The sequence below is a fragment of the Fibrobacter sp. UBA4309 genome, from assembly GCF_002395745.1.
Taxonomy (GTDB): Bacteria; Fibrobacterota; Fibrobacteria; order Fibrobacterales; family Fibrobacteraceae; genus Fibrobacter.
In genome coordinates this window covers 15,222-42,075 of sequence record NZ_DGUN01000005.1, presented here as the reverse complement: position 1 = coordinate 42,075, position 26,854 = coordinate 15,222, and the positions used below count along the sequence as shown (strand labels likewise).

The window sequence follows — 26,854 nt, the reverse complement described above, 5'->3', positions numbered from 1 at the left end:
CAGGATAAGCTTATGAAACTCAAAAAACTGATTCCCTGCCTTCTGGCCTTTGCGACCCTGCCGGCATTCGCCGGGGCCGTCGATGCCGTACCCAAGAAAATCGGTCCGGTCAGCTATTACGGCGCCATCCATACGAGTGGCGGCAAGATTATCGGCGCCAAGAACAACCAGGAAGCGATGCTCCGCGGCATGAGCCTGTTCTGGTCCGACGCCACGGGTCTTCCGTATTACAAGAAGGACGTCATTTCCTGGGCAGTCGACAACCTGAAAATCGACGTGTTCCGCTTTGCCATGGGCATCACCTGCTATTCCAGCACGAGCCAGAAATCCAACGGTTGCGTTGATTCCGCCGACTCCCTGTTCCATGGTTACTCCTACGCGACCGCTCCCGAGAGCTACATGGCCATCGTCGACAAGATGGTCGAGGCAGCCATCGAGAACGACGTCTACATCATCATCGACTGGCACAGCCACCGCGCCGAATACGAGCAGTCGATGGCCAAGACTTTCTTCTCGACCGTTTCTGCCAAGTACAAGGACGTCCCGAACGTCATCTACGAAATCTACAACGAGCCCGTCAATACCGGCTGGGGCACCATCCAGAGCTACGCAAACGCCATTACGGGCGAAATCCGCAAGAACACGCAGAACCTGGTGCTCGTGGGTACGCCGAGCTGGTCGCAGCTTACCCAATATGGCGGCGTGAACGGGACGAATATCGGTTACGTATTCCACTTCTATGCAGGCACGCATAAGGTGGGTAGTTTTGGCAGCCGCATCACGGCGGCCAAGAACAGCGGCAGCCCGGTGTTCATCACCGAATGGGGTACCGTCAATGCCGACGGCGCCGGTAGCGCCGACCAGGGCGCCACGAGCGACTGGATGAATTTCATGGAGCAGAACAAGATCAGCAACTGCAACTGGAGCTTGCGCCAGACGAACGGCAAGGAAACCTCCGGCATGTTCGAAGGCAGCGAAGAACTTTCTTCCCAGGGCCTGCTTGCCAATGCGAAATACAGCACCTCCGGCAGCCTGGTCAAGAGCTACCTTACCAAGTACGCCCATTCCTGGCCGGATTCCCTCACCAAGGGCAAGAACACCGGCAACTGCGCCTTCAAGCCCGCCTACGCCAAGGAAACTGACGGCCAGGTGAGCAACGTCCTCAAGTCCGGTTGTACCTATACCTCCAGCAACGAAAACGTCGTCACCGTATCCGGCGGGACTCTCACCATCAAGGGTGCCGGTTTCTCCATCCTCACGGGCAGCGACGGAAGCCAGAGCGTCGTGACCATCCAGGGCGTCGCCGGCCAGACCATCACGAACTTCGTCGACATGTACTGCCGTTACAACGATGCGGAGACCCACCCCTGCTCTATCGGCCGCGGTGCGGACTTCTCCAAGACGAACTCCTCCACCAAGACGTTCGAATGGACTCTCGGCACGGAAAAGAAAACTCTCGAAGGTTCGACCTACACCATCAAGTCCCTCAACCCGGACATCGTCGACGTGAAGACGGTCGCCTGCAAGAACACTACCTACTGCTCCACCTCGCAGAGGGAAGCGAGCACTACCATCATGTACCACTTCAAGTCCTTCGGTGACGCAAAGATCGTGGCTACGGCCCCCGCAGTTACCGGCTACAGGGCCATGAACGACACCATCACGGTGACCTACCGCAAGGGCGAGAACAAGATTACCAACAAGTTTACGAACCAGTACCTGACCGGAGGCGGCACCTCTGCAACGGGAACCGCTCCCGAAAAGACCCTGCTCGGCACTCCGATTACGTACACCTTCAATACCGACGGAAAGAATTACGAAGCCTCCACCCCCTACCTCAGCGTTTCGGGAACGAGCTTCGTTGGCGGCTACCAGAACGCCATCATTTACGTCAAGGCCACTGCCGAAGAAACTGACGTGCTGGACGCCCTGACAAAGACCATCCAGGTCATCGTGGGCGATAGCGCCCAGGCCGTCAACGTGAAGGAAATGGACATCCCCGTCATGAAGACTGTCGCTAACGGCATCACCCTCAAGTTCGTCAAGGACGGGCTCTCGATTGTCTCTGGCATGAAGGGCACGGCCAGCGTCTCCGTCTTCGACGTGAACGGCAAGGAAATACTTTCCAAGTCCGTGAACGTGAACGCGGGTTCCAGCTGGGTCTCGCTCCAGGGCCTCAAGGCCGGCAGCTACATCGCCATGATGAACATGGGCAGCCAGAAGGCTACGATAAAGTTCAACAAATAAGCGACAAAGCATTATAAAAACGCCGGCGTACAGCCGGCTTTTTTTTATTATTCGTTATACCAACAGAAGGAGACTCTATATGACAAAGAAAATAATTATGCTAGCAGCCATGATAGTCTGCACTTCAGCAATGGTTGCCTGCAGTGACGACAATTCATCAACAAAGGCCGACAGTGGATCCTGTCAGTGCACATCCAAATCCCCTTACGTAAATGTCAGCGACATGAATTCCACAGCAAGTTCAATACGCAACGAGGAAGGCTGCCAAAAGTACGACCACGGTTCCGCCGGCTATTTCTCCTGCGAATGGGTTCGATATTAGCCCAAGGTCCTCAAGAATGACAAAAAGCCCCGAGCACGGCTCGGGGCAATTCTTTTAAGCTAAAGAAGAAGGTTTACTTCTTCTTGGAAGCCTTGTAGTTCACTTCCGGGCGGAGCTGCAGGCCGATGGTCACCAGCAGGGAGACGATCGGTTCGTGGAAGTCCTGGGAGAGGTCATAGACGGCCACGCCGGACATTCCTTCGCCCTTCACGTATTCGGCGACAGCCTTCACGGAAGGAATACCCATGAACACGATGGTTTCGGCATCGCTCACGGCCACTTCGGACTTGGAAGCTTCATCGAACGTCACCGTGTATTCGGGAGAATCGAACTTGCCCATGAGTTCCGCATAGGAAAGGTAGCCTTCGTTACCGCTGCCGGTTCCCTGATGGGCAGAGCCGAGGCCCTTGGCGCCCATCCAGGACTTGCCGTAGAGGAACACCACCGGCACCAGGAGATCTTTCTGGACACCGGCCGCAGCGACCTGTTCCAGCGTTTCCTGGACAGAGACGGCGCCCTGGTTCGGGACGACCGTAGAAGATTCTTCCGTCATGAGGTCCGTCATGAACACGTCCACATAGGCGGCGCGGTTGAGCGCTTCGGCCTTGTAGGCGTCCATGCCGACCGCCGGGTAGATTACCGCGGTCACCGTGTAGTTGGAAAGGCCGTCAATGAGGGCATTGAGCATCTTCGCATAGAGCTCGGCGTCTTCGGCAGTAAGGTTCTGCCAGTCGAGTTCAATGCCGTCGCCGCCATTGGCCGAAAGCCAGTTAGAAACGTTCGAGACAAACGTGGGGAGCAGTTCGTCAGAAGAGGCGATCGCCTTGAGGGCTCCCTCGTTTTCCATACCGCCGACACCCACGATCAGCTTGACCCCGTTTTCCTTGGTCAAGTCGACAAGCGTCTTGAAATTCGTCGCATCGTTTTCGTCGGCAAAGGCAAGCGAGCCGTCTTCAGCGGGGGCGATGAACGAATAGTGAACATTGGTCACCATATTGTAGCGGATATCCTTCGGATAGAACTGGGAATACTGGCTCCAATAGGGATAATAACCGACAACCTTGTCGGCCGCAGCCTGGGCGGCGACAAAGCTCAGCGTCAAGGACAATGCAATTGATTTGATATTCATAAAATCCTCGCCTTACTTAATTTCACGGGCATTGCCGGCAGCATCGGCACAATAGCGTTTCGACACGGGATATTCCTCGGTAATCACAGGATTATCCATTTCGGAATCCTTGCACTTGCGGTAGGCCCATCCGTTTGCTTCGCCAAAGACTACATACTGGAGACTAATGGCGAAAGTGTCTAAAGGAATGCTCTCGATCTTGGCCAAGTCGTTCTTGGTGTCCACGATATTGAAGTTCTTCAGGTAGTTCACGTCAAGAGTCTTGAGGGCACCCGGCTTTTCACCGTGTGTCGTATCACAGCTCACGGTATCCGTCTTCGAAGTACCCATGTTCTTTCCGCTGAGGAGGAACAGAGTGTCGTTCAGCTCGAATGTTTCGGGTTCGGTTGCCGCCGAATCCGTCATACCGGTCACCTTGACAATCTTGTTCGTGTCGTCAGCATCCTTCACGACAGTAATCGGGGCGATGACCTTGATGTCGGTCGTGTCTTCACCGGAAACCTGCTTCATGTTCAACTGGGTGAACACGTTTGCCGTCTTGCACGTCACCGCGATGGTGTCTATCGGCTTGAACGCCTCAACCCAGCGATCATCACCAAATCCGCCATAATAGGGATTTGCATAGATCTTGCGCAACTGGACGGTATCGTCGACAAAAGCCTGGGCGTCTTCGGCAATGGCTTCTGCCGAGAGGGAGGCCTTCACTTCGTCATTGTAGCCCGCAATGTAATTGCGGATCTGCAAGCTGACCAGCTCCGGGTGGAGCTCCATATACTCGGCGCCGCTAAAATCATCCGGGAAGTTTTCTGCGATAGCTTCGGAATCTTCGACATCCATCGAAGAGCAGGCGACAAGCGACACGGCAGCGATTGAAATCAGGAATTTATTAAGAAGTTTCATTTTGCGCACCTCTTAGAAATTTACCGTTACGTCGGCAACAATAACGTTCTTATTGATAGAAAGTTCATCCGGCTGGGCAGAATAGACAGCGTTGCCTTCTACATCCACTGCCGGAGTGCCATCGGCATTGAGGGACGGAACCTTGGTATTCAGGGACATCTTGTCGTTCAGCATGCCGTACTGCACCGTCAGGTAAGAATTCGGGGCGATACGGACCTTGGGACCGGCCAGCAGGAACATTTCGTCGACCTTGGTAATAGAGGCGAACTCGGTAATCCAGAGTTCGTTGTCGAACTTCTTGTTGGCCATCTGGATGCCGGCCTGGAAGGCAATCGGACCCCAGACGTCGGCAGAGAGACCGGCCATGATGCGGTCGCCGGAGCGCTTCAGGAAGTTGTCTTCGGAGGAGTGGTCATAAGAACCCTGGAGAAGGATCTTGCGGCCGATATTGACAAAGCGGCCAATATCCACGCTACCGCCCACGGCGAATTCCGTATAGGTATTTGCGATTTCGTTGCCGTCGGCATCGATACCGGCAGCTTCCTGCTTGATCTGAGCAAAGTAGGCATCCACGGTAACGGCGTCGTTCCAGGTAGCAGTGAGCGAGGCGTTGAAGCCCTTGCGGTCAGGCGTGGCCAGGCCGAACGGGAGAGCCATGTTCACGGACGGATCGAGAGTGTACACGGCTTCTTCCAGCTCCAGGCGCTTGATAGTACCGGCATCGTAACCGTTGCGGTAGAAGTGGGCGTTCTTGTAGTTGTTGTAGAGCTTGGAGTAGAGGTACTGGGATTCGTCCTGGTTAGAAAGCGCGTTCACCAAGGACTGCGAAGTCATGATGTTCGTAATGTTGAGCGGATTGGAGTTGTATACCGCCATGTAGAGATTTTCAAGACTGGACATGCCGAACGCGGCGATGGCAGAGGAGTAAATCTCGTTGCTGTAAAGGGCGTTCGAGTTCAAGATGACAGAGCCGCCACGGAAGTTCGGGGCAGACGCCATTTCGGACCAGAATTCCTTTTCGGTCTGGAGGTAGGTGGCCTTCAATTCGGCATCGATGTTCGCAAGAGAGACCTTGACGTACGGAGTCACGTAGAAGCTCTTGCCCTTGTCTTCGCCGACATCTTCCTTGTATTCGGTGTCTCCCGGCTGCGGAGCCGTGCTCACGTAGACAGTCGTGGCCTGGTTGCCATCGGCATCGATATAGGAACCTTCCGCGATAGTGTACATGTTCTTCTTGTTCGCGGCGTAGTATTCCATCTCGGCGGTCCACTTGGACATGGCGAATTCACCGTTCAAGCCGAAGGTGAGCGGCAAGGTGGGCAAGACGCTCCTGGAATCGAAACCGAGTTCAAAAGACAGGATGGAGTTGTCTTCGTAGTAAACCGTGTCGCCGTTTTCGAGCTTGTGCGATTCGCGGCTAAGCGTACGGTCGAAAACATCCGTATAGTTCACGCCGACATTGGCTCCGAAGAGGCCGACTCCCAGGCGGGCGCCATAGAAGTAGCGGTCAGACCAGTCGAAATCGAAGAACAGCTGGTCGGTCTTCTTCGCGGTATTGCGGAGACGAGCGCCCGTCAACTGGGCATGGATATCGCTGACCATACCAAGCTTGCCACTATGGTAGTCGGCATTGATACCCTGCAGCAAACGGCGGGAAGTCGTATCAAGGTTACGCTGGGCAAGGGCCTCTACGCGTTCCTGGGCGAAGATTTCCGGTTCCTGCAACAGGAACGGCTGCGGGGCGAAAAGGGTGAGCGGAGTGAACCCGACACGCATGTAACCCAAGTTGAAGTCGAGATGCTTGTTCAGGATCGTTCCGTCGTAGCTGAACCAGTGGCCGATGACCGGGTTGTTGTTCTCGTCAAAGCCACTCTGCCAGTCCTTGTGCAGACGGAGCTGCAAGGAAACCATGGTCTCGCTGCTCGGGCGAGCGGTCAAGAGCAGGTTCACGTCGGTGTAGGCCTGAGTTTCGTGCGTCGGGGAATCATCGCTGAACTGGTCGGACTTGGCCAGGGAAGCGACGGCGCCCGCCTTGGCGGTACCGTTCAGCTTGAGGCCGAGCACGGCGGCATTCAGGGAATCCAACTTTTCCAAAAGCGATTTCTGTTCCTGGACAACGGAATCCTGCGCGGCAAAAGCCGAGGCCGCAGAGAACAGGAGGGCAGAAGCGAGAGCGATTGTGCGATTTTTCATATTGAAATTCATGCTAGCATCCTCCCATTAAAATTCCACATTAAGGGAAGCTTCGATAATGGTCTGGGTAAATTCATTCTTGTATTTCCCAGATTTATCCTTACTCACATCGTAGTAGTCGGGGATGTTATAGACACCTCCTGCCACCGTTCCGGTCTGAACCGGTTCGCCAGCGGCGGCGGCAGCCACCAGGGCGCTGGAATTGTATTCGTTAGTCACCGAGATGATACCGAAGTTAATGGCGAGCCAGGCATTCTTTTCGATGGCGTAGTCGAGACCGACCATCCACTGCATCTGCTTGCTCTTGAGCATCGGAACGACAAGGCCGCTCAAAGCCGCCTGGACATCGTTATATTCCGTATTCACCATCTGCAGGCCGGCGGTAACACCGAGACGCGGCAGGTACTGGGCATAGAAACCGGCATTGATGAAGTCGCTCTTCAGTTCGCCAGTCCCGGCACCGCCTTCCAGTTCGGCCTTACGTTCGGAATGCTTGTAAGAACCGGAGAGTTCGAGCGGCTTGGAGAATCCGATCGCCTTGAAGATGTCGGCCTTCGCGCCGCCACCGTATTCCATGAACTTCACGGAGGAGAATCCCAGCACAGGAGAAACCTGCGACAGGACCGTCACGAGGCCCTGGACTTCGGCAAACTCCTTGAAGTTCGCCGTGAGGGTTCCCTGTCCACCGACGCGGTTGCTCGTGGCAAGGCCGTTCGGGAGGGCCATCTGGAGAGACGGATCCATGAGCTTTTCGAGCAGGACCAACTGGCTTCTGCCGTAAACGTTCGTGGTCCAGGAATTCTTGTTGTAGTTTGCAATGTTGTAGCTTTCCGACTGGCCGACACCATCGAAGGCGCCGTCATCGGTACCGAGCAGGCGGGACACCGGAGAGAACTTCGGAGCAAAGCTGTAGAGAGCGCCGAACGTGCTGTAGAGCGGAGAATTCACGCCGAACTTCACAGTGTTACCGTCCAGGTCGCTATTGAGAATACGCTGAGCGAAGAAGCTCGGGGACTGGGCGGCGTTGTTGAACCAGGCGCTGTCGTTACGGATGACATTAGCGACGAGATTCACGCCCCAGGAGTTCGCCTTGTAGCCGGCGTTGACGGTAGCCAAGATGGCAATGCCCGCATCCTTGGAGTCTTCGACAATGTCTTCGCCACGGACCGGAGCGCCTTCGGCGTCAAGTACGACGTTTCCGGCTTCATCCGTCTGATAGGTCGGCGTATGCGTGTAGACCTTGTCGTTGGACATCGCGATTTCGGCAACGGCATCGAGCGTGAGGTTCTTGTTACCCAGGAACCCGGCAATGTCGCCACCGACGCGGCCGCTCACGACCATCGTCTGCTGGGCATCCATGTCGTAGGGGTTGATCGGTTCACGGACGTAGTCTTCCAGACGGTTTCCACCCGGGTGACGTTCCGTGTAAGAGAAAGATTCCTCGTCGTCGAAGATGAACATTCCCGTAGCGCCCGCGTAGAGGTTGCGGTTCATGGGAAGGATTTCGAAGTTACCGGCGGCGAGCCACTTGTCCATGTTCGAAGCCTGCGAGGCGCCGGACACGGGCGTGTTCGTCATGATGTTGCCTTCGGCACCGGAGAAGTCGAGCACGGCGGTGCGGTTCAGGCGGGCCATCAAGGCTTCGGCACGGATTTCTCCGATGTTCGCGTTCGGCATCGTGCGGAACTGGAGGTTCACACCCTGAAGGTTCCTCTGGTTACCTTCGATGAACTGGGACTTCTGGGCCATGTGACGCTGACGTTCGAATACCAGCGGTTCGTACATGATGTCGACCGAGGGCAGGAACAACGTGAGCGGCGTGTACTGCTGGCGGAAGTCACCGACAATCCAGTAGAAGGACTTGCCGATGTTGCCCTCGACATTGATCCAGGCGACCGAGATGCTCTTCGCCGCAGAGGCGAAGTATTCCTGCATGCCGGCTTCGAGGCGCAACGTCGCGTTGGCGCGGACAGATTCGTACGGGCGGAAATGGAAGTCCAGGTCGGCGGTGACAAACTCGTCCTTCTCGACATCGGGCATCATCTTAGCCACGTGCGCATCCTGGTCCGTATCGAAATAGGACGCTTCGGCAACACCACGGATAGAACCGCCGATTTCAACGCCGCGCTTGGCGTTAATGGAATCCACCTTGCTTTCCAACAAGTTCTGGTTGTCAACTACCGGGGAAGCTGCACTAGCTACCGTCGCTGCAAGGAGGGCAAACAAAGATCTTTTCATTTTCATATTCATTTCTAGCTACCCCCTCTTAGAACCAAACCTTGGTTTCTGCTGCAATGTAGTGGGAATGCCAATCATTTTCAGAAATCAATTCGTCAGAATGGGTCATGAACTTGTAACGGACGTGGAGACCGGCGCGTTCAGCGAAGTCCCAGTCAAAGCCGAGACCGAAGGCCGTCTCGAGATAGTTGATCGGAGCCTTCTGGTAGTATTCCGTCGTGAACCTGGCCGGGTGGGCGGCAGTCTTCGCGTAATCAGAAGTCTTGGCGATGGTCGAGGTGGAACTGACCGTACGGTAGGCGTATTCGGAACGGAACGTTTCCATACCGATGATGCCCACCACGTGGAATTTCGGATGCACGGCAATAGCCGGTTCAAACTGCGTGAAGAAGCTCCACAGGAGCATGTCGCTCTGCGACTCGCTGTAGGCGATAGGCGCAAACGAAGTCGAAAGTCCGGACAATGCCGCATAGAGGGTCATCATGATGGTGCGGTCCGTACCGAACCAGCCACCGATATCGTAACCACCCATGAAGGAGAGGAACGAAGACCACTTGGCATGGGAAGGAACTTCCTGTTCTTCGATCTGTTCCGCATTTTCGTAAGCGACAAAGGATTCCCAGAGTTCCCAGGTTCCACCGTAGAGACCGCCCTGCTGGCGATACTGCTTGACGCCTTCGTTGGAACCGACCTGCACGCCGGAGCGGGCGAGGTAGGCGGCACCGTCGGCATTACCCGAGTCCGCGATGAACAGCGGCTTGTGCTTAGTCCAGGAGTTGGAAGATTCCCACATGTTGCGGCCGTTCAGGCGGTAGTTGAACCACACGACGTCCTGGCCGTCTTCGATCTGGCGGTGCTGGCCGTACTGGAGGTCGAAGTAACCGCGGTTGAAGGTCGGTTCCAACTTGAAGTTGATACCGGCCATGTTCGGCGTATAGCGGAGAGAACCGCCATTCAAGAAAGCTTCATCCCTGCGCCAGGTGGCGAAGCGGGACGGGTTGCTCAAAGAATACGGAGAGTAGAAGTCCTTCTGGAGGAAAATACCTTCCACAGTCATCGGCCAGCCCTCGACGTACTTGCTCTGGGCCTTTACATAGACACCGACCTGCGGGGTGTTGATCTTGGATTCGTAAGCGTCTTCGGAGTAGCCGGAGCTGGAGTTGTTCTTGTTGTAGCCGTCCACATCAGGAGACTGGTAGTACAGGATGGAGTCGGTGATGCTCACGCCCACATCGGCCATCAAGTACAGCTTCGGAGTGATGTTGCCCTTCAAGTCCAAGGAAATCACGTGGGTGTTGAGTTCCTTCGGAGTAGAGTCGGCACCATAGGTAATCCACTGGTTGCGGAATTCGGGTTCGTAGATGATACCCTTGTCGAAGACCACGCCCATGTAGTTCACGCCGACGGTCAGGTTGTCAGCAATCTTTTCCTTGGCGAGGCGGCCGTGGTACACGGAACCGCGCATATCGTAGCCACCGGACATTTCGAGTTCGCCCGGCTGGCCGCCGTACATGCGGAGACCGTCGCGGGTACCGATATCGGCATCGGCCGGCTGGGACACCAAGAACTGGGCCTTCATGTTGAACGGAAGCTGGTAGAAGTTCGCGAACACGCCGCCGAAGCTACGGTTCGTCCAGAAGGCACGGCCGCCTTCCTTCACCGGCTTGAAGACCTTTTCCTTATAGTAGGTGCTCACCGTCTTTTCGTCTTCGAACAGTTCGTACTGCCAGGCGAAGCGCGGTGCGGTTTCACGTTCCCACATGGTCAAGGGAGAAGCGTTCGCCCAGATAACGCCGCCGGCGGTCACGTAGGCGCCAAAGACGCCTGCGCGGATATCCACGCCGAAGTTCATTTCTTCGTTGATGGTCGAAGAGTAGAAGTCCGTGGAGTGATCGTACAAGACTCTCTCGTCGTTGGTCGACACGCCCGTCGGCTGCGATCCAAGGTAGTTGGAGTACAGGCCGGAGAGGTCGAACGGGAAGCTCATGGAAGACCACAGGGTCATGTAGGAGTTCGGCATCGCCACGACGTTCATGTTGAGAACGGCGTCCACGGCGGTACGGGCCATGTCGTTACGGACCCACGGGCTCCTTTCGGAGTAGTGGAAATTCTTCAAACGGAACGCCATGTAACCGGAGACCGCGAGCGGCAGATCGTCCTTGCCCATGATGGTGGATTCCATATTTCCGGAAAGGGTATCCAGGGAGGCGTTGATGGAGTCCAGCTGCATCTGGGGCGTTATGGCCCAGGCGGCTCCAACGCAAGATGCAAGAAGAAGCGAAGTTATTGTTTTTTGCATAAAATCCTCTTATACCCTCTTAAATCTCGTTGCGGAACGGATAGTTGGACGGGCCTTCGTACGGCTTGCCGTGCTTCTTGATGACGACATCGTCAATCCAGACCTTGAAGGACTCGTTCTCGTCCTTACGAACTTCCAGACGGAAGCCCTTGAAGTTGCTCCAGCTGAAGGGAAGCATCACTTCGCGGGTGTTCTTGGCATCCCAGTACACACCGGTCATGCCGAACAGCTTGAGGGGAATGCTGAAGTGTTTCCATTCGGTGGTAATTTCGCCGAGGCTCTTGGAACGGAGCTTGACCTGCAGGGATTCGCCGCCGCTCTTCACGCCGTCGTCCACGAGCACGAACAAGGCATTTTCGCCGCCCTTGGCACCCTTGATCCAGAACTCGAGGACACCCTCTTCCAGGTACGGGGTCAGGTCGACGGAACCGGCGATACAGATGGCCACACCGGAATAGTCGCTCGCGATAAGTTCGATTTCCATGGAAAGGGCTCCTTCCATGGCGTACTTGTCCGTAAGTACCGGTTCGGGGTTTTCACGCGGATACTGGTAGGTATATCCACCGCCTCGCGGGATGGCTTCGCGCATCACGACGCTGACCACATCCTTGTCGGGACGGAAAGGTTTACCTTCTTTGGTGATAAAACGGGCCTGGTCACGGTCGCGATAATCGCTGAATCCGTAGCCGGCAAAAGACGATGAAGCAAGAAGCAGTGCGGCTAGGGCACACTTCCAAATGGCTTTTTTGAGATTTCCATTCATAATAGGTAAAATTCTCCAAATTCGGATAGGGTATAATATAACTTGTTTTCGAAAGCCCGTTCCCCGTTCCATGACAAAAAAAAGACCCAAACATGAAAAAACGTGTTTTTTCATGTTTTTTTGTGTAATTTTGAGTTTTCTTTTGTAAACACTTTATTTTTTTTAAATCGCTGTATACGGACAAAAAAGAGTATGTTTGTAAAAGGAAACAAACTATGAGGAAAATCATGAAGTTCACCAAACTTTTGCCACTCGCCCTTTGCGCCTGTTTCTTCGCCTGCGACAACGGCGGCAAGCCGACTTCGGCCGAAACCGATGATCCCGAAGAACAGAATGAGCAAGCCAAGGTCGTCGCCGTGGACTATTCCAAGGGCCGCGCCATGAACAAGAGGCTCGGCAAGGGAATCAATTTGGGCAACGCCTGGGACGGAGCATCGTACTGGACGTGCGGGACACTCAAGGACGCCTACGACAATGGCGACGAAGCATACATCCCTTTGGTAGAAGCGGACGTGTCGGAATATGCGAACCTTCCCTTCAAGCGCTACAACTACGGCTGCAATGACCGTCTGGATTCCAGCTGGAGCAACCCCATCAGCGACAGCTATTTCAAGCTAGTGAAAGATGCCGGATTCAACTCCGTGCGCATTCCCGTAAGATGGCAGCACAACTCCAACCCCGAAACCCACGAAGCCAGCCCGAGCCGCATTGCCGGAGTCAAGGAAGACGTGAAGCTCGCCATCGAGGCAGGCCTTGCCGTAGTCATCAGTTTCCACTGGTACCATGAACTCATGTTTGCAGGCAACCATATAGCAACGCTTCCTGACTTCTACGCCGAAGAAAAGGCCCATTTCGCCGCCATCTGGAAACAGGTCGCCTCGGAATTCAAGGAATTTCCCGACACCATGCTGGTCTGGGATATCTTGAACGAGCCCACGTTCAAGGATGCGAGCGTCCTGAACGAAATCATGACCCTCGGCTATGAAGCGATTAGATCGGTAGACAAGAACAAGACCATCATGTTCGAAAGCTACCATGCAGCCAAGTTCGCCGACATCGCCGCGCTCAAGCTACCCGAAGACGGCAACATCATCTTCAGCGGCCACTACTACGAACCCTACGGTTACAGCCACCAAGGTCACGGCTATACCTGCAAGGGCGACGACGCCTATGCCATGACGGCAAGTTCCGATTTCAAGTCGTATATCTCCGCAACCCAGAAGCTGTACCCCGACAAGAACGGCGGACACGTCCCCATGAACATGGGCGAATTCGGCGTCACCAGCAAGAGCGGGAGCTGCGGCGACAAGGGTCCTTCTGACAAGTACAGGTCCATGTGGACAAAGGAAGTCATCAAAGTCGCCGAGAAGTACGATATTTCATGGCACTACTGGGGCCTGGCGGGTGTAGGCGGATTCGAAGCCTATGACAAGTTTAACGGGCTGTGGTTCCCCGGCATGCTGGACGCATTCGGGCTTACGGCCGAATAAGGCTACCGCCCCAACGATCGTCAAAGAAGGCTTGGAACAGAGGTTCCGGGCCTTTTTTCAGTTCCTCAACGACTTCGGCGACGGGGCGACCGCTACGGTACAGTTCGCGGTAAGCACGCGAAAGCGCCTCGACGCGCTCCTCGGGGAACAGGTCCGGATGAAGCCGGAGCGCATGCAGGTTGAGACCGCCGAAGCGGACGGGATTTCCCGACGCCTTCGCGCAGGGGGGTACATCGCGGTCCACCTTGTGAGTCCCGCCCACGAAAGCGTAGGCGCCCACCTGGTTTCTCTGCTGGATTCCGGAGACCCCGCCGATAGTCGCATACTCCCCGATCCGCACATGGCCCCCCAGCTGGCAACTGTTCGCGATGACAGCGCCCAGCCCGATTTGACAGTCATGGGCGATGTGCGAGTAAGCCATAACCAATACTTTGTCTGCAATCCGCGTACAACCGCCCCCCTGGACAGTCCCGCGGTTGAGCGTCACGTATTCGCGGAAGGTACACCCCTCGCCTATCTCAAGGCGCGTCGGTTCGCCACCGTACTTGAGGTCTTGCGGAGGTCCGCCGAGGATGGCGCCGTCGTAAACATGCGTCCCCTTCCCGATAGAAACACCCCCGTACACGTGCACACGCGATTCCAGGACAACGCCCTCGCCTATTTCGGCACCGGCGTCCACGATGCTCCACGGGCCAATGACGGCTGTTTCGTGGACTTTTGCCTGTGGGCTTACGAATGCGGACGGATGGACCATAGTATGAAGTAGACAGTGGTTAGTGATTAGTGGTTCGTATATTAGGGTGCGTTACAAAATAGAATTTTCTCGTTTACAAAGTACTATTTACTGCCTACTAACCACTGTTTACTATATTTCCGCGCATGGGTGGCATCATCGTTGCAAGCCTGACCACGCTCTACGCGCTCCTGTTCCTGTTCTTCATAATAGGACTTGTCCGTACGCATCGCTACAAAGGCCCCAAGGCGACCCCGAGTGTCTCAGTAGTGGTGCCGATGCGGAACGAAGAGGAATTCGCACAACGTACGCTCGAAGCGCTCGCCGAACAGGATTACGCCGGAGAATGGGAAGTCATCTGCGTGGACGACCGCTCCACGGACTCCACCCGTGAAATTCTCGAAAGATTCGCCGCCACCCATCCGAAATTCCGCGTGCTTTCGCTGCCGCAAGACCTGCCTGTAATCGCGAGCCCCAAGAAGCGCGCCCTCGAAAGCGCATTCAAGATTGCAAGGAACGAAGTGCTTTTGACGATGGACGCCGACTGCATACCGCGCAAGAGCTGGATTACCGCGATGGCGGGCCGTTTCGTAGACGGCATATGCATCGTGCAGGGGCCCAAGCAGAACAACGGTAGCCGCACCATGCCGCACCTGTACCAGAAACTCGAGACGCTCGGCTACACCGCGATGGAAGCCGCCGGATTCAGCTGGGGACACCCGATTGTCGCCTCCGCCGCATGCCTCGCCTACAAGAAGGACCTATTCTTCAAGGTGGGCGGCTTCGGCGACCTCATCAACCTCTCGAGCGGCGACGACGACATGCTCATCCACAAGATGATGAAAATCCCGGGCACCAAGGTCTGCTACAACCTGGACAGGGACGCCGTGATAGAGACCGCGCCGGTACATACCTGGAAGCAGCTCTTTAACCAGCGCGCCCGCTGGAGCAGCAACGGCACGAACTACGAGAGCAAAGCGTATATCCTGCTCCTGACTCTCATCTACACGTACTACATCTGGATGTTCATCAGCCCGTGGTGCGTCGCGTTCCTGGATTGCCCGTGGCAGTGGTGCGCATTCAGCATCGGGCCAAAGATTGTCGTGGACTTCGTGTTCCTCATGATAGCCTCCTGGAAGCTACACGCCAAGCGCAAGATGCTCGCCTTCTTGCCGGTGGAACTCATCCAGATCCCGATGATCGTGTTCTGCGTCCCCGCAGGCATCACGGGCCTGTTCAGGTGGAAATAGCGGCGCGGGCCCACGCGAGGGCTTCTTCGACACTACAAATTTTCCCGTCGAGCTGCAGTTCGAAACTCGCCTTGATAATCTCGCCCATCTGCTTGCCGGGTCTTACGCCCAGCTCCATGAGCTTCTTGCCCGTGAGGTAGGGCTGTGGAGCCGCTTCGAGCAGGCCAAGCCTCGAGGAGGCCGCATACAGCCTTTCCGCAAAGTCGTCATTGCCGTCCGCACAGGCAAAGAATCCGTGCGGAGCGCATTGCACGAGCAGGCACAGGAGCTTGAGGCCACCGATTTTCACCGCAAGGCGGCGCAAAGCCGGGTCGCTGTCGACAACCGATACGTCCAGGTCATGGAACGCCCCGAGCACCAGCGGCACGACCTTCAGCAAGTGCGTCTCGTTGGTTATGCGCTCCAGGAACTTGAGTGCCGTATCCGCGCCCCCCGCGAGCAGCGCCGCAAACGCAAATTCCATCTTCTGCGCATCGGTAAGCGCGCTCCGGTCTCGCAGTTCCGCCATGCAGTCCAGAACTGCGCCCAGCGTTTCCCAAGAATTTTCGAACGGACGGATTTCCGGGAAGTATCCGTCGAGCTTTATGTCCAAAAACGCGCGCAATCCCAAAGAGGGCTTGCCGGGTTTCAACAGCCACTTCTTGAATTCCTCGAAAAGGCGTTCCACGCTCAGGTCGTCTAGCGAAAGCGTACGGCAGATTTCCACCGTCTCGGGAGCGAGCGTGCACCCGAAACGACTCGCAAACTGCACGCCGCGCAAAATGCGCAGGGAATCTTCGGCAAAAGCGGGTCCCACATGGCGCAACGTATGCGCCTTCAGGTCGTCAATGCCGCCGTAGGGGTCGCACAGCGTAAGTTCGGGCAGTTCCATCCCCATCGCGTTGATAGTAAAATCGCGGCGCAGCGCCGCCTCCTTGAAACTCAGCTTTTCGTCGGTATGCACCACAAAACCGCGATGGCCGTAGCCGACCTTGCTTTCGGTACGCGGGAACGAGAAATCGAGCGAAAGTCCCTTCATGGCGAGATGGATTACGCCGAAAGCCTTCCCGACCAAGTTCGTGCGCCCGTACTTCGAAAGAATCGGCAACAGCGAATCCTGTGTCATGTCGTAGACTTCGATATCGTAGTCGCGGCAGGGCTTGCCCAAGAGAGCGTCACGGACCCAGCCGCCCACCAAGAAGGCGCGACCACCTGCCGCACGGATGTCGTCGGCAATGCCGAGCAGGCGTCCCGGCAATTCCGGTTCGAAAGACACGCCCGCAAGCGTCTGGATTGCCGGGGTCTTCATTTACGGAGCAGCCCCTGCGGAATCAGCACCGCCTGTTTCGCCACCCATGGCGCCGTAGCGGTCATAGATGCTCGTCGTCTGCTCGCCGCTGGAATCTTTCAGCGCTTTGGAAACGGAAACGTTTTCCGGTTCGGCAGAAGACACTATCGAACCGTCCTCGGCCGTTTTCAGGTTCGCCGTCTTGGACGAATCGCTCGATGCGAAACGGTCGTAAATGCTCTGGCGCTTGGCAGCCGCCTCGCCCTTTTTCCTGGCTTCTTCTTCACGGCAGGCACGCAGTTCGTCTTCTTCGAAGGCACGCTGGTCCGGCGAATACGTCAACGTGTTCAGGCGGTATTCAATTTCTTCGCACACGATTCCCTGGCGTTCGGCAGCACAGGACACCAGCAGCGGCACGACACTGGCCACCGTGGCAATCGCCATCCACCGAATCCATTTCATTCCGTTCCCCATGTGCACCTCCATCAATGGATGATGATAAACTTGCCCTTTTTCGTCTTCTTGGAATTTTTCACGACGTAGTAATACACGCCGGGCACGACCAGCTTTCCGTTCTTGTCCTTGCCGTCCCAGTCGACCCTGCCGCCGAACATGTCTCCGTTGCTGAAGAAACGGATGAGGGCGCCACCGCGGTTATAGATGCTCAACGTGGCGTCTTCGGCCAAAAAATCAAACGTGATATATCTGTGGATCTTGGGGCGGAACGGGTTCGGGTACGCAACGACTTCTGCCGCGGCGGAATCGGTCATGAACGATTCGTTCTCGCGCAAGTCATTCCTCTTGTACCAGCTCACTCCACGGCTATGCGCAATCCAGAGGACTCCCTTCACCGGATTCACCACGAGGTCGTCGACGGCATCGCTAAGCATCCCGTTCTTCGAAGTGATATGGAGCGTAGAAAGCGTATCGTACGAATTGCCCTTGCGCGACAGGCGGAATATGCCCTGCGCGGCAGTACCGACCCAGAGATTCCCATGGGGATCCAGCGACAGCGACGTATATTCCGCACCGAGAAGACCGCTTACAGATGACGGCGTCTGGATCGTATCCTGATCCAGGTTCATGTAACCCACCTTCGAAGGCGTCGCCACCCATAGAACTTCGTTCTTGGAATCCAGGGCGAGGTCTATCGGGGCAAAGCCGTCCAGGCCGTGAGCTGTCTTGCGGGATTTCTTGACTAGCCTGCCGCCGTTCTGCAAAGGAGGCGACACGACAAAGACATCCAGGTTACCCGTAGTGGCGGCGCTGGGAATCTTGCGCGTACCGACATAGACTTCCCAATCCACGCCATTCTTGGCATATCTCGCCACAATCGGTCCGGCCACGGCCGCGCTGCCGACATGGCCAAGACAGCTCACCTGGGCTTCCAGGGATATATAGGCCAGGCTATAGCCGTTCGTGTCCGCAGTCGCCACCAGGAAACCCGCAGAATCCGGAGCCACGGTCGTTCCCGAAGAAATCATGAAATTGGTCCCGTAGTTGTCAAGGCAAAGCCCTTCCTTGGGCGTAAAATGTCTAATACGTTCCTTTCCCCAATCGGAAAACAGGTAGAATCCCTCGCCCCAGATATGGTACAGCATGTGTCCGTCGTTCATCACGGAAAGCACTTTCATGCGGTGTCCATAGGCGTCATCGAGATTGCCGATACCCGTTTCGTCGTAATAGCGCAGTTCCGACCACTTTTCGCCGGCACTGTAGGCAAAGGCGCTGCGTGGCGATGCGGCGATGACCCCGCCATCGTAGGTCGCGGCAACTTCATAGACGCCCCCCAGTTCGTAGGGATGGTACACGCCCAGTTCGTCAAACTTCCCGTTCGTAAAGTGGTAAATCATTTCCGGACCGATCAGGTAATCCGTTCCGTCGTCGTAAGAGAAGATCCACTTGATAACGCTGCGGCCATTCTCGTACAGGAACGAATCTTCCACCTTTACCCCGTGAAGCTTTATCAGGGAGGAATCCTGTACCGAAGACGTTTCCACGTCGCCATCCCACCGCCATGTCCCTTCTACCGGGAACGTCTTCAGCGAGTCCCCTTTCCAGGCCATTCCGTTGACCAGGCCGTCCACCTTGACCTCGGTCCAAGTATCCGGATCGATCAGGCGCACGTCGTTCCACAGGCCATCCCACGCCATCTTGCGCTTGAACAGCCGCTTACCGATAGACACATAGAGTTCGTCGCCGTGTATCGAGATGAACTTGGGCGGATAGACGGCCAGGGAAATATCCGCAATACGCGAAATGGTGAGAATCGACTTTTCCTTGGCGACATCGAAGAAGGCTATCCTGTCTTCGAAAACCAGGACCAGGACATCGCCTACCAGCCGGGACGCATCGGCAATAATCTTACGGCCGTTCGCCACATAAGAACGGCTGATGACCATCCAGCCTTCCATATCGCCACGCAGGGAAGCGATCATTCCGTATTCCGACACGGCATAGACACCGCGAGGACCGGCAGCGACAGAAAGCAGGCTGGCCGTTTCCAGCCCGTTATTGGCTGTATAGACCCTGTCGAACGTGGGCGTCTTGATGCGTACGCCGCCACCGGTGGCATACACGACACCGTTGCCGTACTTCGCCGCCGAATAAATGGGGAACGGGGTCGAAAAGACCCTCCATCCATCTGCGGCAAAACACTGGACGACAAGAGACAGGCTTAAGAGGAAAGTCCGTAAAAATTTCACACCCTAAAATTACGAAATTATTCGATGTGAAACACAGCCTTTCTCATTTTCTGTATGGCAAAATGACGCCTCTTACGGACGGCATTATTCGAAAGGCCTATCACGGAACAGATTTCTTCGGTAGGGAACCCGCCGACATAGGTCATTTCCACGATCATCCGTTCCAAGGGCGAAAGCAGGGAAAACAGCGTCTCGTAATCTTCGACCGCATCCCGGTCTTCCTGAAAAAAGACAGATCGTTCCTCCGGCAAGTCATTGAGAAATTCCGCCTTACGGCCAAAGGCGGACATGGGATACGTGGAGCGCCTATCGGCGACCATATCGCAGTGGGCATTGTGCATTACGCGGACTAGCCAGGGGAAAAGGGCTTCGCGATTCCGGAGGAACTGCGCATTCTGGCAGAATTTTAGCGCAACAGTCTGAAAAAGGTCCTTTGCCTCTTCGACGGTATCACATTTCACTTCGCATAATTTGTAAATTGTATCCGAATTCCTTCGCCAGACGGATTCCATCCAATCCGAAGAGACTTCACCTGTTTTCGTCTTTGTTCTCATTCCTTTTTGCCATCCAAAGCAATCGAGCCTTAATTTATGTTTTTTCCTAACAAAGTACCACAGCGCAGATATTTTGCAAACAACTGTTGCAATTTTGCAACTATAGTTGTCCTATTGTTTTTATTTGTTAGCAATTCCGAGGCCCAGGAATTCAATATGAACGCCATGCCGCCTCCGGATGCGGCAATGCACTATTCCGTAGGGGCACTTTCCGAAAAATCGAACGTCACCATAGACATCGTCATTCCCGACAACTGGCACGTGAACGCGAACGTCGTCGCCGATGAATTCCTAAAGCCGTCTTCCGTAGAAATATCGGCACCGGGAATCGAATTCGGCGAAGTCGTATGGCCCGAACCTATCAAGGAATACAACGAAGTGCTCGAATTCGAGAATCTCGTGTTCAAGGGACATTTCCAGATAAAGATTCCCGTGAAGGCGGCCTCGAAGAATTGCGACAGCCTTTCGACCAAGGCCATATTCCACTACCAGGCCTGCGACAATTCCATCTGCCTCGCACCCGCACAAGTCGAAATCGCGCTTGGCGGCGCCACCGGTTTAAAAAAAAACGATGAAGGAAACGGGCCGCAGGGATTAAACGGTTCTGCAGGAGACGCGCCGGAATTAAACGGCGTCGCGGTCAATGACGGCTTTGCGGGCAAGGAAGGCGCCGCAGCCATCGCCCTGCTGCTGTTCTTCGCGTTCCTCGGAGGAATCATCCTGAACCTGATGCCGTGCGTGTTGCCGGTACTCTCGCTCAAGCTGTTCAGCCTTATCAAGGAAGCGGGCCAGTCGCGCGGCAGGCTCGCCGCCCTCGGCCTTTCGACCACCGCGGGCGTTCTCGTAAGCTTCTGGGTTCTCGCCGCCGTCATCGCGGCAATCAAGGCGGGAGGCGGTGCGGCAGGATGGGGAATGCAGTTCCAGAGCGCGGGATTCATCGCGTTCATGGTCGTAATCCTCTCCGCATTCGCGATGAGTTTCTTCGGCGTATTCGAAGTCTGGCTCCCGTGGGGGGCCACCACGAAGATGGACGAGGCCGGCCACAAGGCGGGGCTTGCCGGCGCCTTCTTTACCGGGGCGCTTCTCGTGCTGCTGAGCACGCCATGTTCGGCTCCCCTGCTCGGCACGGCAATGGGATTCGCGTTTACCGCATCCACTCCCGTACTCTTCCTGTTCTTTACCGCCGCAGGGCTCGGGCTTGCGCTCCCCTACCTCCTGGTAAGCGCCTTCCCCGCCATACTGAAGATTTTCCCGAAACCGGGTCCGTGGATGGTCACTCTGCAAAAGATCATGGGCGTACTGCTGCTCGGCACCGTCGCATGGCTCCTGTGGATCGTGAGCAAGCAAGCCGGCACGGCGGGCGTAACTATCTTCGCCATAGTCGCAGCGCTCGCCATTGCGTCCAGCTTCGCCGTCGGCAAATTCGCGCCTCCGGGAGTCGCCTTCAAGCGCGAAGTCATCGCCTTCAGCGCATCCGTCGCCGTTCTCGCCGCTGTCTGGTTCGCCGTACTCGCTCCCAGGTACGAAACCGTCGTCACCGAACGTTTCGAAGCCCGCATGGCCCAGCAAGTGCTCGAAGGCGGGTGGTACCGCTACTCGCCCGAAGCTGTCGCCGAATTTGCGAAAGCCGGCAAGACCATCTTTATCGACGCGACCGCCGACTGGTGCCTTACCTGCAAGACAAACGAGGCCGCCGTCCTCGACCGAGAAGACTTCATCCGTGCGATGGACAGCGCGGGAGTCGTGCGCATGAAGGCCGACTGGACCCGCGAAACGCCCGAGGTGAACGAGCTGTTGCGCAGCATGGGAAAATCCGGCGTGCCCGCCTATGCCATCTACCCGAAGGGAGACAAGAGCAAGCAAGTCGTATTGCCGGAACTGCTGACCACCGGGCTGATACTGGAAGCGATTCCGTAGTGCCCGCGAGCTTTACTTTTTGAGAATCTTCGCTCCGTTCGCCTTGTAGCGCTTTTCGCCGTCACGGACAATCACGCTGTTGCGCGCCCTTTGAACGAAGGGGGCGCTTTGCTTTTGATTGCTGGGTTGCAGGGGCCGCGGATTTATAGAAACAACACTCTCATCGAAAACAACTTTTCCGATGAAAACACCGTTGCTTATGCGGTTTCTCGATTCGTCGTTCGCAAAGTGGATGCATTCTTTGACCGGGTCGTCATTACAGACCTTCAAGTACACTTCCAACGGGATGCCCGTCCAATCTTCGGGAGATTGGTTTTTCAAGGAGCCCAATTTCGCTTCGATCAAAACTTCATTGTTGCCATCAAATGTCATCACGGTATCGGCACCCTTGATTTCAATTTTGCGGCTATGCACTTTCATAAAATCAATAGAATCAGGGAGAGGAACTTCATAGTAAATGTAAGCCAAAGTATCTAGCATACCCACTTGTTGTATCCCATTAACAACTAGTGAAGCCTTCACCTTATGAGTCAAGTTCCCAAAGCCCACGTTCTGGATGCGCAACTTCACACGTAAAATTCCGTCACTTCCCACCGTATCGCTCAGCCACGATTCGCGCAGCACGAAGCGGTAGCCCAGGTGGTCGTTGACGTACTTGAAACCTGTCAACGAATCTATTTTCGAACCATCATATTCAAAATCTTTCCCTTCAAACTGCGATTTTTTCCAGCCGTCAATCAGGTTGTTGTTCCACTGGACATTCAAATAGCTTGTATGCGTGCGGAAGCCCTCGTAAGAGAGAAACTCCGGCGTATTGATGACCTCGTAACCGCCTGCCGTCGTGAGCGCCTCGCCACCGTAGGGCGTGTTGATGCCGTACTTCTCGAGCCAGGCCACTCCCTCTTCGCGACAGATGGATGTAGCACAGTCCGCACCCCACGTGCCGTAATCGTATTGCGTTCCCAGATAGCCGTCGTTGAACATTCCCACACGGTACATGGTGTCGCCCTTCGCCTTCGCGATTTCTTTGAATTTATCGCCGTCGATATGGAAGTCTACACCCCAGTTGTCAAAGCCCAAGACCTTTGCCGAATAGTTTCCCGTACGCGTGAGGATTTTCAATTCGGGAGGCGTGTTACGCAGCATCAGGTTCGTCGCCTCGGCAATGCGGTCGTAGGTGATGTTCGTGTCGCTGTGCATCTCGCCGTAGGCACCGTGCATTCCCATCTCGAGCGCCACGATAACGTCGGTATTCTTCGAGAGCACGGGAGCAAGCTGTTCCACATGACGCATTACCCACTTGTGTTCGGGAGTCACATTACTGCGTCCGTTGTACCACGGATCGTAACAGATGCGCACAATCGCAAAGCCATTGTTCGCACGGATATTGTCAAACGTCGTCTGCAACACGTTTAACGCGTCTTCGGTCAAGTCCTGGCTCACGCCGCGCACCGTATCGCGCTTCCCGCCGGTAGTATCAATCGAAAGCCATGCGTTGCTACTGAATTCCGAAATTTCGGCACGCAGGTGGAGGAGTTTCGCCCATGGTTTTTCAATCGCCTTGCCGCCCGAAGGCTTTAAATGCAAAACCTGCGGCGTATAGAACCCGCGGTCGAAATTTTCGAGCGTCGCCATGGCATCCGTCGTGTCGATATCCTGCTTCACAAGGCCAGCAGCAAAAAGCGGGGTCTGCAAGAGTGCGACACCGATTATAAACAAAAGACGGATATGGATTCTAGCCATATCCGTAATATATATTTTTTTCTCGGCAAATAGATCCTTCGATTCCGTGCTTCGCACTTCACTCAGGATGACACGGAGCCTGCCCTGAGCATAGCGAATGGGTGTCACTTATTATAAATCGCCTCGAGAGCGGCCGCCAGGTACGCAAGCGGAGCATTCCAGTTGATGGCCACCTCGTTGGTCGCATAGCTGCAGCGGTTATCGATGTAGGCAAGCGCCGGCTTGTCGGCAGAGGCATAGTTCGGGCATTTCCAGCTTTCCTTGCCGTCCAGGTTGATGTCCTGCTTGCCCAAGTGCGGGCCGCCCACGAGCATGCCGGGCACCGGATCGTCCACCATGTCGGATTCGCTCGGGCGGTGGTGCGGATTGCGCGGGCTACGGTAACCGAATCCGGTCACGTAGGTAATGTCGTGCGGATTCTTGCCGAGCAGGTAATCGAGGCACTGCTGGGCGCCATCCACGTAGCTCTTGTCCTTGGTGAGCAAGTAGGCATGCACCAGCACGATGCCGTTGTTCGCCATCGCGCTATTGCTGCCCCAATTCCAGCTCCACGGGAAGGCAGGCAGGCGGTAGGCGCTCGTGTCGCCCACGGCGCGCAGGTTGTTCGCCTCGTTCATCACGACCTTCTTTGCGGCATCGACGAGTTCCTTTTCGAAGTCGGCGGAGTCGAGCGCCACGCGGAACGCGGCGAGCATGTTCACGTCGCCCCACCAAGCGCCATTCGCAGTAAAGGCATTCGCCTTCAAGTCTTCCTGGTATTCCTTCTTCTTGGTCGCGCGGTAAAGTTCCGCGGCGGCCCAGCGGAATTCGTCCTTGCCGTTTTCGTCACCGGGAGCATAGCTACCCGTCTGCACGTCATCGGGCTGCTTGTAGAAGACTTCCGGGTTCTTCTTCGCCCAGGCATAGGCCTTTTCTGCAGCCTTGAGCATCTTGTCGGCATACGCCTTGTCGATGCCCGCATAGACAACGCTCGCCTGCGCCATCACGGCGGCAAAATCGAGCGTCGCCGTCACGTTCTTGATAATGGCGTAACGCTGCGCCTTGTCGTTTTCGGGAAGCACGCTACCGCTGAACTTGAGCGTCGACACCTTGTGATAGACACCGCCGTCCTTGTCCTGCATGGTGAGCATCCAGTCCAGGTTATAGCGGACTTCTTCCAGAAGTTCCGGATACTTCGGGAACTCGCGCGGGATGTTCCAGGTAAGCGAATCCGCATACTTCGGGAAATGTTCGTAAATCTCGAGCAAGGTGAACACGGTAATGCCGGAGTTCACGATATACTTGCCGTAGTCGCCCGCATCGTACCAGCCGCGCTGGGACTTGATGGTAGTCCCCTTGCCCTTGCCGCCCGTCGCCTTGTCCGAACCGTAAATGACGACCTTGTCGTCCATATGGCCGGCAGCGCGAGCCCACTTGCCCGCATACTGCGGCGTGAGGGCAGTACTGGAACGCTGGTAGTAGAACCACTTGAGGCTAGCCTTGACCAGGTCCCCATAGACGTTCTTGTCCACCACGATAGGAGTGCCTACATATTCCCCGCCACGGAACAGGCGGTAGGTACCAGGTTTCTTGACGGCAGAGATGTCGAAAGTCTGTACTTCTTCGCCGCTGTAGTCCCACTCGTACACGTCGGGAGCCTTGAGCTTGAGCACCGTCTTCCCGGAAAGGTCGCGGACTTCGAGACCGTTCGCATCGTTGCCGGGAAAAACGACCGTCTTCTCGGCATCAGGAGCAAAGCCCAGCTGGTTCATCAGGGGGGCGGCAATAACGGAAGTCGAAACCGAGGCTGAAACAGCCAGAAACGCACAAAAAGCATATTTAGAGGTATTCATATCGAGAATATACCTAAAAACACCCCTACAGGAGAGCGGCACAACGCATTTTCCGTTTTCAGAAATAAACAGAAATCCCTTTTACAGCCAATTTCCGGCCTCCACGGAGCTGAAACAAAAAAAGCCCGGTTCGTCAGAACCGGGCTTCCGTCCATCCGCCTCCTCCTTTACAGAGCAGACAGACGGTTCCCCACCTATCGGAAAAACAGCTTCATCTTTCTACACATAAATTAAAAAACTTTCGCCCCGAAAATCAATCTTCGTCCTTTTTCATTTTCATTCTTTTCGCACGATGAAGCATTTTTTCCTTTCAAAAAAAATCATATGAAACGATTCGTTTCATATGATTTCCGCATAACATTTTTGTAAGCGTCATTACGTTGTTTTAATAAAAAGCAGACTTTCTTTTCTCTTTACATCTCCAAATCACGTTTTTAGATTGCGGGTCAGAAACAACTTAACACACACAAAGGACTACAACAATGAAAAAAATTATCCTCCTCGTGGCAGCCGTTCTCATGGCAGCAAGCACATCCTTCGCCCAGTTCGCCCTCGGCGGCCGTGGCGCCATCAACTTCGGTACGATCTATGGCGACGATACTAGCGATATTCCTTGGGGCTTCGGCTTTAATGCCGGCCTTGCCACCAAGATCGCCATCAACGACATGTTCGCCATCGCTCCCGAAGCCACCATCGACCTGCGCCGCGCTTCCGATGCAATCATCTCCTGGTCTACCTGGGCCATCGACATTCCGGTGCTCGCCCGCATCAACGTGATGCCGCAGCTCTTCCTCGAAGTCGGTCCGCAGATTTCTATCCTCCTGAGCTCCGAAGAAGAAACCGACCTGTTCGGCATCAGCAAGGAAACCATCAACTTCGGCGACGCCGAAATGCTCAACACCATCGAATTCAGCGTCGCTGCCGGCGTCGGCTACGCTGTCGCCGAGAATCTCGATGTCAACTTCCGCATGGTTCTCGGCCTGACCTCCATGCTCGACGACGGCGAAGACGTGAAAGTCGAAACCGAAGGACTGGCCGCACTCCAGGAGCCCGAAGATTCCATGAGCATGGAAACCGGTTCCGTCAAGACTCTCCAGTTCCAGGTGGGCGTGACCTACTGGTTCATGTAATGCAGCCTGTTTTAGCATGATCCTTTTCCCCGTCGCAAGGCGGGGATTTTTTCCTGATAATCCGACTCCAGATAAAGAAGCCCCGGACTAACAAGTCCGGGGCTTTCTTCGCAATATTCTTCGGCCCGGTCATGAAAACAAG

Annotated in this window: 18 protein-coding genes; 5 read left to right on the top strand and 13 right to left on the bottom strand. The window is 55.4% G+C overall.

Features of this window, described 5'->3' with window-relative positions:
* Positions 1–12: 12 nt before the first annotated feature.
* Positions 13–2,247 (top strand): cellulase family glycosylhydrolase, encoded by a 2,235-nt coding sequence (locus B3M32_RS00650; RefSeq protein WP_290742350.1) that lies wholly within the window; start codon positions 13–15, stop codon positions 2,245–2,247.
* Between the two features lie 395 nt (positions 2,248–2,642).
* Here B3M32_RS00650 and B3M32_RS00645 read toward each other — a convergent pair whose 3' ends face one another.
* The 6 genes from B3M32_RS00645 to B3M32_RS00620 are packed head-to-tail and all read right to left on the bottom strand — an operon-like array spanning position 2,643 to position 12,091.
* Positions 2,643–3,698, bottom strand: coding sequence for a glycoside hydrolase family 18 protein (locus B3M32_RS00645; protein WP_290742347.1), 1,056 nt, complete (start codon positions 3,696–3,698; stop codon positions 2,643–2,645).
* Positions 3,699–3,710: 12 nt separating this feature from the next.
* Positions 3,711–4,598: a hypothetical protein gene (locus tag B3M32_RS00640; protein WP_290742344.1), complete on the bottom strand. Its 888-nt coding sequence runs from the start codon at positions 4,596–4,598 to the stop codon at positions 3,711–3,713.
* A gap of 12 nt (positions 4,599–4,610) precedes the next feature.
* Positions 4,611–6,791: a hypothetical protein gene (locus B3M32_RS00635; RefSeq protein ID WP_290742341.1), complete on the bottom strand. Its 2,181-nt coding sequence runs from the start codon at positions 6,789–6,791 to the stop codon at positions 4,611–4,613.
* Between the two features lie 27 nt (positions 6,792–6,818).
* The gene (locus B3M32_RS00630) at positions 6,819–9,029 is read right to left on the bottom strand and encodes a hypothetical protein (protein ID WP_290742339.1); all 2,211 of its coding nucleotides are present in this window, start codon (positions 9,027–9,029) and stop codon (positions 6,819–6,821) included.
* A gap of 28 nt (positions 9,030–9,057) precedes the next feature.
* Complete coding sequence (locus tag B3M32_RS00625) at positions 9,058–11,328, bottom strand: hypothetical protein (protein WP_290742336.1); 2,271 nt, start codon at positions 11,326–11,328, stop codon at positions 9,058–9,060.
* A 19-nt stretch (positions 11,329–11,347) separates the two neighbouring features.
* Positions 11,348–12,091: a carbohydrate binding domain-containing protein gene (locus tag B3M32_RS00620; RefSeq protein WP_290742334.1), complete on the bottom strand. Its 744-nt coding sequence runs from the start codon at positions 12,089–12,091 to the stop codon at positions 11,348–11,350.
* 227 nt (positions 12,092–12,318) lie between these two features.
* Here B3M32_RS00620 and B3M32_RS00615 point away from each other — a divergent pair, with 227 nt between their 5' ends.
* Positions 12,319–13,581, top strand: coding sequence for a glycoside hydrolase family 5 protein (locus B3M32_RS00615; RefSeq protein ID WP_290742329.1), 1,263 nt, complete (start codon positions 12,319–12,321; stop codon positions 13,579–13,581).
* On the opposite strand, the gene lpxA is transcribed toward B3M32_RS00615, so the two are convergent.
* Complete coding sequence (gene lpxA / locus B3M32_RS00610; protein WP_290742326.1) at positions 13,568–14,335, bottom strand: acyl-ACP--UDP-N-acetylglucosamine O-acyltransferase; 768 nt, start codon at positions 14,333–14,335, stop codon at positions 13,568–13,570. The two genes, B3M32_RS00615 and lpxA, sit on opposite strands and share 14 nt — an antisense overlap.
* Positions 14,336–14,460: 125 nt before the next feature.
* Between lpxA and B3M32_RS00605 the strand changes: the two genes are divergently transcribed.
* A complete protein-coding gene (locus B3M32_RS00605) occupies positions 14,461–15,564 on the top strand; it encodes a glycosyltransferase (RefSeq protein WP_290742323.1) in 1,104 nt (367 codons plus the stop codon).
* Here the strand turns inward: B3M32_RS00605 and B3M32_RS00600 are convergent.
* The 4 genes from B3M32_RS00600 to B3M32_RS00585 are packed head-to-tail and all read right to left on the bottom strand — an operon-like array spanning position 15,551 to position 20,048.
* Positions 15,551–16,852 carry a CCA tRNA nucleotidyltransferase gene (locus tag B3M32_RS00600; RefSeq protein ID WP_290742320.1) on the bottom strand — a complete coding sequence of 434 codons (1,302 nt, stop codon included), beginning with the start codon at positions 16,850–16,852 and terminating at the stop codon, positions 15,551–15,553. The two genes, B3M32_RS00605 and B3M32_RS00600, sit on opposite strands and share 14 nt — an antisense overlap.
* Positions 16,853–17,293: a hypothetical protein gene (locus B3M32_RS00595; RefSeq protein WP_290742317.1), complete on the bottom strand. Its 441-nt coding sequence runs from the start codon at positions 17,291–17,293 to the stop codon at positions 16,853–16,855. It abuts the gene before it with no gap.
* Between the two features lie 23 nt (positions 17,294–17,316).
* The gene (locus tag B3M32_RS00590; protein ID WP_290742315.1) at positions 17,317–19,536 is read right to left on the bottom strand and encodes a gliding motility-associated C-terminal domain-containing protein; all 2,220 of its coding nucleotides are present in this window, start codon (positions 19,534–19,536) and stop codon (positions 17,317–17,319) included.
* Positions 19,537–19,553: 17 nt separating this feature from the next.
* Positions 19,554–20,048, bottom strand: coding sequence for an RNA polymerase sigma factor (locus B3M32_RS00585; protein WP_290742394.1), 495 nt, complete (start codon positions 20,046–20,048; stop codon positions 19,554–19,556).
* 156 nt (positions 20,049–20,204) lie between these two features.
* Here B3M32_RS00585 and B3M32_RS00580 point away from each other — a divergent pair, with 156 nt between their 5' ends.
* The gene (locus tag B3M32_RS00580) at positions 20,205–22,007 is read left to right on the top strand and encodes a protein-disulfide reductase DsbD family protein (RefSeq protein WP_290742312.1); all 1,803 of its coding nucleotides are present in this window, start codon (positions 20,205–20,207) and stop codon (positions 22,005–22,007) included.
* A gap of 12 nt (positions 22,008–22,019) precedes the next feature.
* Here the strand turns inward: B3M32_RS00580 and B3M32_RS00575 are convergent, their stop codons facing one another.
* Together B3M32_RS00575 and B3M32_RS00570 are read right to left on the bottom strand one after the other, a co-directional pair.
* On the bottom strand, positions 22,020–23,750 hold the full coding sequence (locus B3M32_RS00575) for a DUF4832 domain-containing protein (protein WP_290742309.1): 1,731 nt from the start codon (positions 23,748–23,750) through the stop codon (positions 22,020–22,022).
* Positions 23,751–23,854: 104 nt separating this feature from the next.
* Positions 23,855–25,582 (bottom strand): glycoside hydrolase family 9 protein, encoded by a 1,728-nt coding sequence (locus tag B3M32_RS00570; protein ID WP_290742306.1) that lies wholly within the window; start codon positions 25,580–25,582, stop codon positions 23,855–23,857.
* A gap of 482 nt (positions 25,583–26,064) precedes the next feature.
* Between B3M32_RS00570 and B3M32_RS00565 the strand changes: the two genes are divergently transcribed.
* Entirely contained in the window at positions 26,065–26,712 is a 648-nt protein-coding gene (locus B3M32_RS00565; RefSeq protein ID WP_290742303.1) for a porin family protein, read from the top strand.
* The last annotated feature ends 142 nt before the right edge of the window (positions 26,713–26,854 follow it).

What these genes read in the sequence shown, in the direction of transcription:
- B3M32_RS00650 (WP_290742350.1), top strand. Translation starts at nt 13, where the DNA reads ATGAAACTCAAAAAACTGATTCCCTGCCTTCTGGCCTTTGCGACCCTG.
- B3M32_RS00645 (WP_290742347.1), bottom strand. Translation starts at nt 3,698, where the DNA reads ATGAATATCAAATCAATTGCATTGTCCTTGACGCTGAGCTTTGTCGCC.
- B3M32_RS00640 (WP_290742344.1), bottom strand. Translation starts at nt 4,598, where the DNA reads ATGAAACTTCTTAATAAATTCCTGATTTCAATCGCTGCCGTGTCGCTT.
- B3M32_RS00635 (WP_290742341.1), bottom strand. Translation starts at nt 6,791, where the DNA reads ATGAAAAATCGCACAATCGCTCTCGCTTCTGCCCTCCTGTTCTCTGCG.
- B3M32_RS00630 (WP_290742339.1), bottom strand. Translation starts at nt 9,029, where the DNA reads ATGAAAAGATCTTTGTTTGCCCTCCTTGCAGCGACGGTAGCTAGTGCA.
- B3M32_RS00625 (WP_290742336.1), bottom strand. Translation starts at nt 11,328, where the DNA reads ATGCAAAAAACAATAACTTCGCTTCTTCTTGCATCTTGCGTTGGAGCC.
- B3M32_RS00620 (WP_290742334.1), bottom strand. Translation starts at nt 12,091, where the DNA reads ATGAATGGAAATCTCAAAAAAGCCATTTGGAAGTGTGCCCTAGCCGCA.
- B3M32_RS00615 (WP_290742329.1), top strand. Translation starts at nt 12,319, where the DNA reads ATGAAGTTCACCAAACTTTTGCCACTCGCCCTTTGCGCCTGTTTCTTC.
- lpxA (WP_290742326.1), bottom strand. Translation starts at nt 14,335, where the DNA reads ATGGTCCATCCGTCCGCATTCGTAAGCCCACAGGCAAAAGTCCACGAA.
- B3M32_RS00605 (WP_290742323.1), top strand. Translation starts at nt 14,461, where the DNA reads ATGGGTGGCATCATCGTTGCAAGCCTGACCACGCTCTACGCGCTCCTG.
- B3M32_RS00600 (WP_290742320.1), bottom strand. Translation starts at nt 16,852, where the DNA reads ATGAAGACCCCGGCAATCCAGACGCTTGCGGGCGTGTCTTTCGAACCG.
- B3M32_RS00595 (WP_290742317.1), bottom strand. Translation starts at nt 17,293, where the DNA reads ATGAAATGGATTCGGTGGATGGCGATTGCCACGGTGGCCAGTGTCGTG.
- B3M32_RS00585 (WP_290742394.1), bottom strand. Translation starts at nt 20,048, where the DNA reads ATGGAATCCGTCTGGCGAAGGAATTCGGATACAATTTACAAATTATGC.
- B3M32_RS00575 (WP_290742309.1), bottom strand. Translation starts at nt 23,750, where the DNA reads ATGGCTAGAATCCATATCCGTCTTTTGTTTATAATCGGTGTCGCACTC.
- B3M32_RS00570 (WP_290742306.1), bottom strand. Translation starts at nt 25,582, where the DNA reads ATGAATACCTCTAAATATGCTTTTTGTGCGTTTCTGGCTGTTTCAGCC.
- B3M32_RS00565 (WP_290742303.1), top strand. Translation starts at nt 26,065, where the DNA reads ATGAAAAAAATTATCCTCCTCGTGGCAGCCGTTCTCATGGCAGCAAGC.